This window comes from Longimicrobiaceae bacterium (assembly GCA_035936415.1).
Lineage (GTDB): Bacteria > Gemmatimonadota > Gemmatimonadetes > Longimicrobiales > Longimicrobiaceae > JAFAYN01.
On sequence record DASYWD010000056.1, the window covers coordinates 1 to 14,228 of the forward strand.

The window sequence follows — 14,228 nt, forward strand, 5'->3', positions numbered from 1 at the left end:
GCGTACGTGAGGCTCGCCGAGGTCTGGCGGCGCGCCGATCCCGACCTCCCCGCACTGGACGAGGTGCAGCGCGGGGCCCGTGGCGATTTCGGACCGACTCCCGCCCCGCAGGCGGGCGCAGCAACCGGCGGGAACGCCCCCGCGCCGGCGTACCTGTACGTGTGGGCCACCGCGATCGACACGGCCGTGAGCCCCCCGGTGCCGCCGGACACGGTGCCGCGCCGCCGCCGGCGCGGCGTGGCCCTGCTGACGGTGGATCTGCGCGAGGGATCGCCCACGCGCGGGCAGGTGGTCGGCGCGGTGCTCGCCGCGGACACGGCCGCCCGCTTCGCCCATCACACGGAGCACGCGCTCGCCGCCGACGGGCTCCTCTTCGCCAATGACTTCGGCGCCGGGCGCACGCACCGGTTCGATCTGCGCACCCCCGGCGAGCCGCGCCGGCTGGGCGACTTCACCACGGCGGGGCCGTTCGGCTTCCCGCACTCCTTCGTGCAGCTCCCCAACGGGAACGTGCTCGCCACGTTCCAGCGGCAGGGCGCCGGACCACCGGGCGGGCTGGTGGAGCTGCGGCGCGACGGCACGGCAGTGCGCTGGGCACGCGCGGCGACCTCCGGGGCCGACTCGTTGGAGATCCTGCCGTACAGCCTGGAGGTGCTCCCCGCGCTGGACCGCGTGGTCACCACCAGCCACGGGATGGGCTCCACCCCGGGTGGCGTGCACGTGCAGGTGTGGCGGCTCTCGGACCTGGCGCTGCTGCACACCCTGCGCGTTCCCGAGGCCCCCGCGCACACGGGCCACGATGCGCCCGGCGCGACGGACGAAGCGTCGGCACACGCGGAGATCCACCACCGCAGGCCCGGCGAGCCACGCGCGCTGGCCGACGGCCGTACCGTGATGGTCGGCACCTTCACCTGCGGGATGTACCGGCTGAACGGAGTGGATGGGCAGTCACCGCGCCTCGAGTTCGTCCACGCCTTCCCCAGCCGCGGGTGCGCCGTGCCCGTGCGCGTGGGGCGCTGGTGGGTGCAGACGGTACCGTCGCTGCACGCCCTGGTCAGCCTCGACATGGACGACCCCGCCCACCCGCGCGAGCTCGCGCGCCTCCCGCTGGGCGAGAGCGCCACGCCGCACTGGCTCGCCACGGACGCCTCGGGGCGGTGGCTGATCGTCGACAGCGGGACGGTCGCCGACCCGCGCGTGTACCTCGCCACCCTGGATCCCGCCACCGGCGCGCTCGCCCCGCACCCGGCGCTCCCGGCGGTGGAGCTGTCGCGGGTGGCGGTCCCGGGGCTCGGCGTCGTGCGCATCGTGCCGCACGGGGCGGTGTTCGGGCCCGGTGCCCCATGAGGCGAATCATCGGCGTGGGCCCGGAGCCGGGCCGCGCCTGCCGGTTCGTGCTCCACGCTCGGGCCGGGGGCGGGCCGCGAAGCACCGAGGGGGTGCCGATCGCGGCCCACCCGGTCCGGTCCAGCACCCGCCCTTGATAGGTCCCATGCGATTCCCCGTCCTCGCGCTCCTCCTCTGCGCCGCCTGCGCTCCCGCGCGACCCGGCGAGCCGCCCGCACTCCGCACGGCGACCCTGAACCCGGCGCGCGCCCCGGCACTGCGAGTGGAGGTCCTTGCCCAGATCGTCGCCGGCCCCTTCGTCGTGCTGCACGAGCGAGCCGCCTGCACCCCGGACGGGCGGGTCTTCGACGCGGTGTACACGTACGAGGTGCAGGATGACCGGATCACACGCGTGTGGCGCACCCGGCGCGTGCCGGGCGATCCCGGCAGTGGAGTGACCCGGACCGGCCCGGACCGTGGATCTCTCTCCCCGCAGGTCCGCGAATTCATCACGGTCAGCGAGCCGGTGGTGGCGCTCACCGGGGCCACCGTGATCGATGGGACGGGAGCCGCACCGAAGGCCAACCAGACCATCGTGATCCGCGACGGGAGGATCGCCGAGGTCGGCCCGTCGGGTAGCGTGCAGATACCGGAGGGGGCGCGACGGATGGAGCTGCGCGGCTCCACGATCGTCCCCGGACTGGTCGGAATCCACAACCACCTCTTCATCAGGGCCACCGTCGGGCGCAGGGTCCAGCTCGGCTTCTCCGCGCCACGCCTCTACCTCGCCTCCGGGACGACCACGGTCCGTACCGCTGGAACGACCGTGCCCTACGCCGACATCAACACCCGCACGGCCATCGAGAGGGGAGAGATCCCGGGACCCCGCGTGCATCTCACCGCGCCCTACGTGACCGGCAGCGGCCGTGCAAGTGACCGCGAGATGGCGATTATCGAGTCTCCGGAGGCGGCCCGCCGTTTCGTGGCGTATTGGGCCGTGGAGGGCGCGACATGGATCAAGGCGTCCTTGCATGTCCGTCGCGCCGAGCTCCAGGCGCTGATCGAGGAGGCACACCGGCGCGGAGTAAAGGTTACGGGACATCTCTGCGCCGCCCGTCGGTCCAGGCAGCGCCCGGCAAGTACCTTGACTGTCCAGGCACGGAGTGCTAGAATTACAACACGGTGCTGAAATTCCACCATAGTGCTGTTTTGCCAGCATACGGTGTGGCCCTTCCAACGCCCGGAGACGCCGCATGGGTCCCGAGACCACCGCCGACCTCAGCCGCCGGGAGCGCCAGGTGATGGATGCGCTCTTCGCGCTGGGCCAGGGCACCATCAACGATATCCTGGAGCGCATCCCCGAGCCACCTAGCTACTCCGCCGTGCGCGCCTCCTTGCGCGTGCTGGAGGAGAAGGGCCAGGTCGAGCACCACTGGGACGGTCCGCGCTACCTCTACCGGCCCGTGGTGCCGAAGGAGAGCGCCCGCCGCGCGGCCCTCGGCCACCTGGTGCGCACGTTCTTTGGCGGCAGCGCCGAGGCGGCCGCCGTAGCGCTCCTCGGGATGACCGGTCACAAGCTCAGCGACGACGACCTGCGGCGACTGGCGCAGCAGGTGGATGCCGCCCGCGAACAGGGGAGATGACCATGACCATGGACATCAGCGGGATCCTGGCCGAACTCCACGCCGCTGGCCGTATTCTCCCGGAGCTCTCCTTCAAGGTGGCGCTGGTGCTCGGTGCGGCCGGCCTGCTGGCCCTGGCGCTCCGCCGCCGTTCCGCGGCGGCGCGGCATCTGGTATGGACAACGGCGGTGGCGGGGGTGCTCGCGCTTCCGCTGGTGCAGCTCCTCCCTGTGCGACTGGACCTGCTCCCCGCCTGGCTCAGCGGCGCTCCTGAAACGGCCCCTGCTCCCGACGCGGCGCCCACGTTCCTGTCGGAAGAGCACGCGCCCGCGGCGCGGCGGCTGACGCCTCAGCCGCCTCTTCCCTCGCCTGGCTCTGACGCCCTGCCGCAGGGGGCACCCGGGTGGCGCCTGGCCGACCTCCGCTGGCAACCGCTCCTCGGGGCCACGTGGCTGCTCGGCACACTGGTGCTCGTGCTGCGGCTACTGCTCGGCAGGGCAACGCTGTGGCGGATGGCATGCACGGGGGAGCGGATCGTAGACGAAGACTGGACCGTCGCCGCCGACCGCATCTCCCGGCGCTTCGGTGGCCGCCGCGCGCGGTTGATCCGCAGCCGCCGGACGGAGATGCCGATGACGTGGGGCGTGATCCGCCCCGTCGTCCTCCTCCCCGCCAGCTGCGAGGGATGGTCGGATGAGCGGCGCGAGATGGTGCTCCGGCACGAGCTGGCGCACGTGGCCCGCCGGGACGTGATCTCCCTCGGGCTCGCCCAGCTCGCCTGCGCCGTGCACTGGTTCAATCCGCTCTGCTGGCTGGCGCTCCGCCAGCTCCGGGCGGAGGCGGAGCGGTGCTGCGACGACCGGGTGCTCAGCACCGGCACCCGCGCCTCGTCCTACGCGCAGTACCTCCTGGAGATGGTGGGCACCGCCGGCCGCGCACGCGTTCCCTCGGCGGCGCTGCCGATGGCACAGCGCTCCACCTTCGAGAGCCGGCTGCTGGCGATCCTGGAACCCAACGTAAAACGTGGCGCACCCGGCCGCGTCGGGGCCGCGCTCACCGTGGGTGGCCTCGCCTCGCTGGTGGTGGCCCTCGGTGCGATGCGCCCCGCCGATGCGGGCGCTGCCGGTGTGCGCATACCCGTCCCGGAACGTCCGGAGATCGAGCGCGCCGCGCCGACTGCCGTGCCGCCGGCCCCAGTGCACGGGCTCATGCCCGAGGAGGGGCCCGGATCCTCCCCCCTCACTCCTGAAGCCCCGGCGGGGCCGCCCGCCCCTGTAGCCGTGGACACGCCCCCCAGGGGGTCGAAGGCTCCGCTGGAGACGAAGCAGGGATGGGAGACGCCGCCCGCCCCGTCCGCGGCGGCGGTTGCGGGCGCGGACAACGTCCTGCCGACGGGCACGGTCGAAGACCTTACATGGACGGCGTCCGAGGACGACACGGTACGCCTCCAGCTTTCGATGCGGTGGGGCATGGCATGGGCGAAGTCGTGGTCGATCGCCCGCTCGGAGTTGCGCGGCCTCTCCGACCAGGAGATCGCCTCCCCGACCTCCACACCGGTCTCCTTCCGGATCGAGCGTGAGGCGGGGGTCGTCGAGTTCGAAGGCGTATTCACCCAGGGGAAGGGCGCCGGCTATTTCACCTTCCAGCCGGATCGCCGGTTCCTGCAGACGCTCCACTCGCTCGGGATCCAGGGTGCCGATCGGGTCACCGAGCGCGACCTGAGGCTTCTTGCGCTTGTCGCCCTTGGTCACACCTCTACCACCCAGATCCGGGAGCTGCTGGCGCTGGGTCTGGGTTCCCCGAGCCTCAAGGAGGTGGCGGAGCTCGCGATCAACGGCGTCACGCCCGAGTACGTTCGCTCATTGCGGTCCCTGGGCCTCTCGGGCACGAGCACGGCATCCAGCCTCGTCGAGCTGCGGCTCCATCGGATCACCCCGCAGTACGTTCGCGATCTGGAGGCGCTGGGGTACCGCAATGTCTCCCGCCCGCAGCTCCTCCAGATGGGCATCCACGGGGTGACGCCCGCCTTCATCCGGAAGGTGCGTGAGGCGGGCTTCCAAGACCCGTCGCCCAGTACTCTCGTCGACATGAGGATTCACGGCATCCGTTCGGAGCGCGTCGACCGCGGCCGGCGCCGTGGAGAATGAGGGCCAGCCGTCCACACACCTCGTCACGGCGGTTGTCTGGTAGATGCCTGCGCGAGCGGAAGGTGAGACACGCTCCGACTTCATCCGAGCCCGGTGGGATTCGACCTATGCGAAGCACGATCCTGAGCACCGCGGCCGCCATCCTCCTCTCGATGGCATCCGTCCTTTCCGCGAGCCCTACCGTTGAGGGCACCTGGACCGCCACCCAGGAGCGCGACGCACAGCTCCAGGTGTGGCTGTTCTGGAACTCCACGATGTGGTCGCAGAGATTTGCTCGCTCGGAGCTGCACGGCCTATCGGAGGACGGGATCGCTTCCGCGATCTCCACACCGGTCTCCTTCCGGATCGAGCGTGAGGCGGGGGTCTTCGAGTTCGAAGGCGTGTTCAAGCAGGGCAAGGGTACCGGCCGCCTCCGTTTCAATCCGGACCGCGAGTTCGCACAGATGCTCCGCTCGCTGGGGATCAAGGGCACCGATCGAGTCACCGAGCACGACCTGATGCTTCTCACCCTCCGCCCCGTTTCCACCGCGGCGATCCGGGAATTCACCGCGCTCCTGGGCTCCCTCAGCGTCCGGGAGGTGGTAGAGCTCGCCGTCCACGGCGTCACGCCCGACTACGTGCGGTCGGTGCGGTCCCTGGGCCTCTCGGGCACGAACACGGTCTCGGGCGTGGTCGAGATGCGGATTCACCAGATCACCCGGGAATACGTCCGCGACCTTGAAGCGCTCGGATACGGCGACCTCTCCCGCCCTCAGCTCCTCCAGATGGGCATTCACGGGGTCAGCCGCGAGCAGATCCAGGGACTGGAGCGTGTCGGATATGGAAGGCTGTCTCCGGGCCAGCTCGTGGCCATGCGGATCCACCGCGTCACGCCAGCCTTCGTTCGAGAGATGCGCGAGGCCCTCGCAGGTAATTGATTCGTTCCGACCAAGGTAGATGATTCGTTCCGCCTTGCGAAGACACGTGGTAATTGATTCGTTCCGTCTAGCTGCATCTACTGCCCAGTCCTCTCACTTACAGTAGCGCTTGGTGAACACGATCTGAGAATCCTGCCGGGAGAGCAGGGATAGCCATCCCATACGTTGCGGGGCATCGGTCCATTTCACAACTGTCTCGCCCTCCATCATCTAAGAAGACCCGAGGAGAAGCTTTGCGATTCCTAGGAGTACGGCCGTGATAGCGAGGATCCCTGCGAACGCCCCATGCTTGTGCTCCACCAGCCGCCAGCCCACACCCCGCATGAAGCGAAGTGCCACCTCGAGGACTGTGGTAGACCCGGCGACTAGCACGATGGCGAGCACAATCTCGATGGCGAGCGCAGCCTGAATTGCTACCGGCCCAAAGAGCATGGCTCCTAGTGATCCCACTGCTCCGAGATAAGATACAGGAGAAGCATGGCAAATCACTCGATGTGTCCCCATCGCATCGAAAGTGCAGGCCAATTCACCTGATTGCGTGTAGTGAATGAGCGTAGATACGAGAACATATGTGTTCGTGAGCAATCGTGGGAAGAGCGGAGCAAAGACAGCCCAACACAATGCGATTCGAGTGGGGTTAGGCTTCTGCATCAGGTGCTGGACGAAAAGAATGGTGAGACTCCAAACGCCCAGGTTCATCGGGAGGAGGAGAGCAAGAACGTAAATCTGGTCTGTTACGCCAGCGGTTCCTGACCGGATCGCTGGCAAGTTGGTCCTCGAGAACCCATAGGCAACGAGCAGGAGTAGTTGCGAGGATCCGATCAGTAGGAGCGGTCGAGCCTGCGTCCTCAGGGATCTTCCTTTGAGCCAGAGGAGCGGGCGAATGTACTCTAGGCGGAGGGTAAGCGCCTCAACCAGATCTGCAACGTACTGTTGCTGATGGGGCCGTAGAATGAGACCGGCCTCACGAGTGAGGAGGAGAATTACGCTTATCCAGAAAGCTAAGTCGATGGTCGTTTGCATATGCGGCCTCGATGTGATCTGAACGGCCGTGTCTGCGAGCGGAGCTGCTGCTGTGGGGTAGCCCAATCCTTCTGCATGGCGGAATCGACTCAGGCTCGTGATTGTGCGCCGCACACTACAGACAACGCAAATTTTCCTGAGTCGGCGGTATCGCTACCTTGGTCCCCTGCAGCGGAACTCCACCAACTTGGCTTTAGAGTGACGAGAAGAACTGCTTCACGTCGGCGGCAGTTGAGGCATTCGTAAAGGATGCGAGGGCCCGGCCCTGGACGGAGCCCTCCCGTATCTCAATTGTGCCAGCAGAATGATTGTAGGAAACGGCGTATCGGTTCCCGCCGATGTAAACCCAGAGGACGTTCTTGAGGTCACCCGCTTGGGCCATCACTTGAAGGTCAGATGTAGGGTCCTTCCGCCAGACGAGCGCCCCAGCCACGGCCAAGCAAATCTCATCGACATTTCTAGCGTGATGTTCAGCACGATCCATCACGCCTGAGATGTACCTCTGGAGAGTATCGACATCCGCAACGCGAGCGGGCAAGATTCACCTCCGGTGGTTGGGGGTGTTTGACCTACATGATACTCGAGAGCATACTGAAGGTCCAGCTCCGCCTGCCAAGAAAAATGCGTGTTGAACCGGAGGATAAGCGGGGAGCCTGTGCTCCATACGTGCTGAACAGCACGCGCGGAACGTCACCCGGCCGAACTTCGCCAGGTCTGCGTACAATGTACCCTCACTTCGAACGGCCCCATCGGAGCTGCCTCAAAACCCCTTGGAAGCAGGTCAGGTGTCCGGCTAGGCTGCCGCGAATAGATCACCCTGAAGCTTCCGAAGAGAGTTCAGGCGCTGCTTCATCGCTCCCGACCTGTACAAGCGATAGCGGTACGTGATTGGATCCAGCGTGTATCGGTGACAGATTTCCTCCTGCCCCATATCTGCTTCAAGGCACGCGAGGAGAGCCGGACGCGTCACCTGCAAGCATGCCCCTAGCCAGATAGCCTCGTTCTCCTGTACTCGGTCGAACGTCCTCCCCCACGCGCCGTTTGCCAGGACCAGGCCACCATACTCGTGCCGGCAGAGTCTGTGCGCGAGCTCATGCATCACGTCCCTCTCCTGGATCTCCGGCGGCTGGGACGTATTGAGCAAGATCACAGGCAGTTCCAGCACGGGAACGTTCAGCAGACACGCCCCCCATCGCGAGCGCTCTCCACTAAGCAATGTAGCGATGGCTTCAGCAGGTGGGAGCGGTAGATCGGCAGACAGCCGAGAGCCGGCAAGCCGAGTCAGGTCCTGAATAGGAAGGATCGGGATCTCTAGGTGCTCAGCCAAGACCTTCGACGGTAGAGGGTCCGTTGGCTCAAGGTCGTGAGCCTCCCGGAAGTCGATCGCCTGGCGCTCTGCCCAGTTCCCGAAGCCCAAGTAACTCCAATCACTCGCTCGTCCAGCCATTTGCGTCCTACTATAGGTCTTCTGGTGGTGGCTCGGGATTGGAATTCGCCGGTAGCTCGAAGGCTCGCATCCGCTCCGCGGCTTGATAAGCAAGTCGTACCACCGTCACGAGTGCATCGATTGTTGCTTTATCCAGCACCTTGTCAGCCCGGAGATGCATCTCGATCCGATCTGGGGTCGCGAGCTCCACTCTGTGCAGGTCCTCCGCGGGCGAGGAGGACAGGGAAGGCATCAGTTCAGCCGGCGTAATCCCGAGCCAGAAACATAGTTTCGCAAGCGTATCCACATCGGGTGCCTTCCCCTGCTCCACACGAGATAGCGTCGAGGGGCTTACACCGATCTCAGCCGCAGTATCACGGAGGCCGTGTCGCCCCCGCTTAGCCCTAAGCAGCGCAGCCAATTTTTCGGCGTCAAACCTGACCTCCTCCGTCTCCCCCATTCGTCCTCCCACCCAAGGTGTCCGCCAATGTGTCACTTGTGGCTAGTGTCCTACTTGTCGTACAAGCCAGTGCCTGTTAGGTTTCCGACTCGTAAAACGCGTCTTAAGCATAGTGCAGAGGTTCCCCGTGTTCAATCCCCTTACTGCAGACCAGGCCACTCCTGCTGAAGAAATCCCCCAGGGCGGAATCCTCCTCACACCACTCGGCGGACGGGATCTCCTGCGGCGGATTGGTCGGGACCTGCATAGAAATCGTCAACCTGATATCTACCCTGGAGGGCTGGTACTGCCTGGTGGTACCGATCCCTCTCTGTATCTCTCACCAGGCAAGGAGAGCTTTCACGATGCCAGCACCTACGCAACCGGGTCCGCAGGACCCGAAGCCGGACCGGGGGAAGGACAACGAGCACCGTCCACCGGTGATTCCCCCCCATGGGCCGCGTCCGGTACCCGGTCACTCCAGCTCGGCTTGCCAGCGGCCCACGAACTGAGTGAGGCCGTCGCGGATGACCTCAGGGGTGTGGCCGCGACCTATCCCCGGTGGAAGGTTCGGTCCACCCCCGAGGTTAGCTGGTTGTATGGATGGATCAAGCCCATCCCCCAGCTTTCTGATAGGGCACTGCTGGTCACCCGCTACCCGCACGACCCTGCTGGCGTGGTCGAGAGTTGGGCGTGGTGGGGAATCGGCATCTGGATTGGACCCCGTCACACGAATTACGGTAGCGGGAGCGTGTGCGCGTACGAACCGCGACAAGGGACGTGGGTGCGCGGCTATCACCGCCTTTGGCAGCTTCTAGATCTCACGACTCTCTGGGTTGTTCGGCAGATGCACGTCCGCTGCTTCGGCTTCTGGCCGGGGCGGCAGGTACTCCATACCCCCCCTGAGCGTCTCCGCGATCACCTGCCGGGTGACCTCTGCGGTTGTGATCGCTTCGGGCTTCGGTACGAGGAGTGCTGCCGAGCAGCGGACGTCGCGGAAACCTCGCACACGAAACCAGGTGAATCCCAGCGTGTACTCTCTACTCCCACCCGCAGACCGAGAGGCCCGGTCATCAGGTTCCTCCAATTCGGCCTGAACTCCTGACATCGGCGGAGATCGATGGGGGTGCTCCGGGACTGGGGGCACCCTGGCCTATGGTCGTGCTGAGCAATCTCCCCGTTCCACCGACTGCTTTAATGACGGATCCCCAGCAAGCGGGTCCACAAGCACGTTCTAGCCTTAGCCGAAGAGCTGCGCTGCCTCGTTTCCAAGGCATCAACGCCGGAGGCCATTTGGCACTGCTACAACTGATCACGTGACCACCAGTTCTCAAGGAGATGGTGATGGGACGACAGCATGTGGGACATCGGGAGATCGCGCAGTTCGGGGAAGAGCGCGTCAACCTGCCCGCTGAGAAGGCGAAAGAGTACCGTGCGCAGGCGAACCGACTGGGCGAGCGGCTGCAGGGATACTTGAGCGAGCATCCAGATTTCTCGCTCCGCCGCTTGATGCTCTCTGGTAGTCTGGCGAAAGGGACTGCGCTCCGATCGCTGAACGACATCGACATGGGAGCCTACATCAGCGGCTCCGAAGCACCCGCCGACCGCATCGCCTTGCTTGCCTACCTGGCGGAGCGCCTTCGCACAGCGTTCCCGAACTTCAAGCCCGACCAGGTGCAGCCGCAGACGTACAGCGTCACGGTGTCGTTCCGGGGGAGCGGGCTGGACGTGGACGTGGTGCCCATCCTCTACGGCGGGGACCCGGAGTGGCGCGGCAATCTGGTCAGTCAGGACGATGGTTCGCTCCTGGAGACGAGCATCCCGCTCCACCTGGAGTTCGCGAAGAGGCGTAAGCAGGCCCAGCAGACGCACTTCGCGCAGGTCGTCCGGCTCGCGAAGTACTGGGTGCGCAACACGAAGCAGGAGCGCGAGGGGTTCCGGTTCAAGTCGTTCATGGTGGAGATGGTGCTCGCGCACCTCTGCGATCAGGGGCTCGACTTCTCCGACTACCCCGAAGCCCTGCAGCACTTCTTCACCTACATCGCGCGCAGCAACATGCGCGAACAGATCGTCTTCACCGACTGCTACATGGCGTCGGCGGTGGAACCCTTTACCGAGCCGGTGCAGATCATCGACCCGGTGAACGCCACCAACAACGTCAGCCGGCTCTACACCGCCGCGCAGGCGGACGCGATCGTAGACGCGGCGCTCGATGCCGGGGACGCGATCGACGCCGCGCTCGGCGCCCCGACCAAACAGGAGACCATACGCTATTGGCAGAAGGTCTTCGGGCCCTCCTTCCATGTGTGATCCCATGAGTTCGAGCTACACCGTCACGGAAGCGGTAACCTTCACCGTCACCCACGCGCGGCACATCGCGTCGCGCGTTGCCACCGACCTGAAGCGGATGCAGCGCTTCTACATTTCCCCAATCGACGCCCACATCGCAGCTTACGAGACCGAGGCGATCGAGCTGCTCAAGGTAGGATACCTCGACACCGTGATCTTCGGCTTCATGCGCGACGGCCGGTGGATCGAACCCACGCTTCGGTATAGGGCTCGGGATCTCGCGGGCGCTTCGGCCAAAGACGATGATCCCGGACGCGTAAGACCCGGCGCCGACATCTCCGGTGCTTCCTTTAACAGCCATCTCACGTACAGCGCCGCGTGGCACAATCTCAGTGACGCGGAGAGGCACTCGTTCGAGCAGCGGCTCCCCTTCAAGCGGAGCGGAGCCGCCGAGCCCGGCGTGAGCGGCTACTTTGCTGAGGACCGCACCTACTCCGCCGGTGGGAGGGCGCTCGACCGTGCCAGCGTGAGGAGCTTCTGATGAGCAAGAGTGTTTCGACTGAAGAGCTATTCGGGCATCGCATCACCTACCCCGACGTGGAACCCCGGGAGCGCCTCGCCAGGCTGGTCGGAGTAGACGACCAGAAGCGACGCCTCGCTCGCATCCTGGCCGTACTCGTCAACCCGACCGGACTGCGGAGCTGGGCGGAGAAGCACCATCCTGGTGCCGACCGGCTGCTCGCAATGGTGTTGCGCCGCCCTCCGCTCGTCGTCCTCGCGGGCGATGTGGGCTCGGGCAAGACTGAGCTCGCGGAGACGATCGGCGATGCGGTCGCGCGTCAGGAAGAGATCGACATCACGCTCCTCCCCCTGAGCCTCTCCGCGCGTGGGCAGGGGCGGGTTGGGGAGATGACGCAGCTGGTGAGCGCCGCCTTTGACCACACCGTCGCCGAGGCGGCCAAGCTGAAACGGGCATCGGGAAAAGCACGGGGCGGGGTCATCCTCCTGGTGGACGAGGCAGACGCGCTTGCACAGTCCCGCGAGGCCGCGCAGATGCACCACGAAGACCGCGCGGGGGTGAACGCCTTCATCCGCGGCGTGGACCAGATCGCAAACCGGCAGGTACCGGCTGCGGTGATCATGTGCACGAACCGGCTGGGCGCGCTCGATCCGGCCGTCCGGCGGCGCGCGGCCGACATCCTGGTCTTTGAACGCCCCAACGACGAGCAGCGGAACGCCGTCCTCGCCGAGCCGCTGGAATCTCTCGGGCTCTGCGCAGGACAGATCGCCGCGCTCGTCGCCGCGACCGGGCCACGGGACGGACGTGACTACGGGTTCACGTTCTCGGACCTGACCCAGCGCCTCCTCCCCTCGATCATCCTCGATGCGTACCCCACGGTGGCCGTGGACCCCGAGCGGGCGCTCGCCACCGCAAGGGCGATGGGGCCGACGCCGCCGTTCCGCGACTCCGAAGGAGAGACAGGGCGATGAGCAAGCCGGAGAGAACGGGGCGTCATGGGTGAGCAGAGCGCCGCCCGCCTCGCAGGGGACCGCTACCAGCATCTGTACAGCTGGTACGAACTCCTGCGCCTGTTGGATGAGGACTACGAGTACGGGTACGTCGAGCACCCCAGAGCGGGCGCAGCCGACGACGTGACGCTGCATGCGCCGCTTGGGAGCGGGAAGGCGTCGAAGTTCGTGCAGGTGAAATTCCACGTTACACTCGGTCAGCTGTACTCGACCGAGTCGCTCGTGGAGGTCGAAACTGGTGTACGCTCACTGCTGCACAAGCTCTTTGACAGCTGGAGGGCGCTGAAGGACCAGGGACCGGTCGAGATCTGGCTGGTGAGCAACTGGGCGGCGGCCCCGGAGTTCGGGAGGTTCATCGGTCAGAACCGCGGCCTGTGTGACGACTTCTTCGTTGGCGGTGATCGCTCGGCGGCGGGCCGGGCGCGTCGACGCTGGCGCGAGGCCGTCGGTGTCTCACCGGAGGAGTTCGCGCCGTTCTGCCGCGCACTTCGGCTGCGCCTCGGCTTCGGAGGGCTCGACGAGGTCGAGGAACTTGTCCAGGACCGGATGCGTGCCTACGGCCTGCGGTATGGACCGCGTGTGCTCGCCGAGGTGGTGGACGAGGTAGCCAGCCGGATCATAACAGGGGGGGAGGCGAAGCAGGTGACGTCTGAGTCGCTCCAGGAGGTGATCTCGCGGCGACAGCTCTGGGCGAGTGCCCCGGACGAGCCGAAGGTGAGTCTTTGGGTGCACGGGTGGGCCCGGCGGGTGTGGGACCGGCAGCCCACGCTCGAGCTGGACTGGACCGGGCACTTCAATCGCGACCGCCGGGAGCTACCAGCGCCCGAGGTCTGGACCGATTCGCTCCTGCCGGCTCTACGTTCCGCCCGCGAGGCGCTCTCGGGGACACCCGGTGGCGCGTACATCGACTTCCGCGGGAAACTGCCGCTAAGCGGATCCCTGGCGGTGGGTCAGGCATTCCCGGAGGTCGCGGGATTCTCGTTCCGCACGGAGCAACCAATGGGGGGCGAGACGTTTCTCTGGCGCTCCGACGCACCGGCGACGGGCCGGGACTTTGTGGTGCGTGAGGAACGGGGCGAGAGCGGGGATGATTTGCTGATCGTGCTATCGATTACTGGTGAGGCCTGGCACGACGCGGAGACCTTCTTCGCCTCCGTGCCTGGACGCTTCAGCGCGGTCGTATACGCCGAGCCCGATAGCGGTCCTGGCCCGGGTTCGATCCAGTCCGCTGGCGATGCAGTTGCGCTCGCCGGCCGCGGCAAGGAGCTGATGCGGGATCGACGGCGCCGCTACGGTGCTCGGCGCGTGCATCTTGTTTTGTACGGCCCGGCGACGTTCGCCCTCTTCCTAGGGCAGCGGCTGAACGCACTTGGCCCTGTTGTGTCCTACGAGCGGACTGCCGAGGGTTCGTATCAGGCGGCCATCATTCTGCAGACAGGCTGATAGGGGTCCTATTGGCCGGCCCCGGCGCGGCATGCCGCTCTCGGTGGGCTGCTGGCAAACGATCCC

Annotated in this window: 11 protein-coding genes; 9 read left to right on the top strand and 2 right to left on the bottom strand. The window is 66.3% G+C overall.

Going from position 1 to position 14,228, the window contains the following annotated elements; all coding sequences use genetic code 11:
- The 5 genes from VGR37_02525 to VGR37_02545 form a co-directional block, all read left to right on the top strand.
- Nucleotides 1-1,347, top strand: a 1,347-nt coding sequence (locus VGR37_02525; GenBank protein HEV2146266.1) for a hypothetical protein, incomplete at its 5' end; no start/stop codon positions are given.
- 145 nt (nucleotides 1,348-1,492) lie between these two features.
- Entirely contained in the window at nucleotides 1,493-2,515 is a 1,023-nt protein-coding gene (locus VGR37_02530) for an amidohydrolase family protein (GenBank protein ID HEV2146267.1), read from the top strand.
- Nucleotides 2,516-2,579: 64 nt separating this feature from the next.
- Entirely contained in the window at nucleotides 2,580-2,969 is a 390-nt protein-coding gene (locus VGR37_02535) for a BlaI/MecI/CopY family transcriptional regulator (GenBank protein HEV2146268.1), read from the top strand.
- Between the two features lie 2 nt (nucleotides 2,970-2,971).
- Nucleotides 2,972-5,095 (top strand): M56 family metallopeptidase, encoded by a 2,124-nt coding sequence (locus VGR37_02540; protein ID HEV2146269.1) that lies wholly within the window; start codon nucleotides 2,972-2,974, stop codon nucleotides 5,093-5,095.
- Between the two features lie 107 nt (nucleotides 5,096-5,202).
- Nucleotides 5,203-6,012, top strand: a complete 810-nt coding sequence (locus VGR37_02545; GenBank protein ID HEV2146270.1) for a hypothetical protein — start codon at nucleotides 5,203-5,205, stop codon at nucleotides 6,010-6,012.
- Nucleotides 6,013-6,222: 210 nt separating this feature from the next.
- On the opposite strand, the gene VGR37_02550 is transcribed toward VGR37_02545, so the two are convergent.
- Entirely contained in the window at nucleotides 6,223-7,035 is an 813-nt protein-coding gene (locus VGR37_02550; protein HEV2146271.1) for a hypothetical protein, read from the bottom strand.
- 1,457 nt (nucleotides 7,036-8,492) lie between these two features.
- Nucleotides 8,493-8,921: a helix-turn-helix transcriptional regulator gene (locus VGR37_02555; protein ID HEV2146272.1), complete on the bottom strand. Its 429-nt coding sequence runs from the start codon at nucleotides 8,919-8,921 to the stop codon at nucleotides 8,493-8,495.
- Nucleotides 8,922-10,244: 1,323 nt separating this feature from the next.
- Here VGR37_02555 and VGR37_02560 point away from each other — a divergent pair.
- Genes VGR37_02560 through VGR37_02575 form a run of 4 tightly spaced genes read left to right on the top strand, consistent with a single transcriptional unit; the run spans nucleotide 10,245 to nucleotide 14,162 of the window.
- A complete protein-coding gene (locus tag VGR37_02560) occupies nucleotides 10,245-11,210 on the top strand; it encodes a CBASS oligonucleotide cyclase (GenBank protein HEV2146273.1) in 966 nt (321 codons plus the stop codon).
- Nucleotides 11,211-11,214: 4 nt separating this feature from the next.
- Nucleotides 11,215-11,730 carry a hypothetical protein gene (locus VGR37_02565; protein ID HEV2146274.1) on the top strand — a complete coding sequence of 172 codons (516 nt, stop codon included), beginning with the start codon at nucleotides 11,215-11,217 and terminating at the stop codon, nucleotides 11,728-11,730.
- Nucleotides 11,730-12,680: an AAA family ATPase gene (locus VGR37_02570; protein HEV2146275.1), complete on the top strand. Its 951-nt coding sequence runs from the start codon at nucleotides 11,730-11,732 to the stop codon at nucleotides 12,678-12,680. Before VGR37_02565 ends, VGR37_02570 begins: the two co-directional genes overlap by 1 nt.
- Before the next feature lie 24 nt (nucleotides 12,681-12,704).
- Nucleotides 12,705-14,162 (top strand): SAVED domain-containing protein, encoded by a 1,458-nt coding sequence (locus VGR37_02575; protein HEV2146276.1) that lies wholly within the window; start codon nucleotides 12,705-12,707, stop codon nucleotides 14,160-14,162.
- The last annotated feature ends 66 nt before the right edge of the window (nucleotides 14,163-14,228 follow it).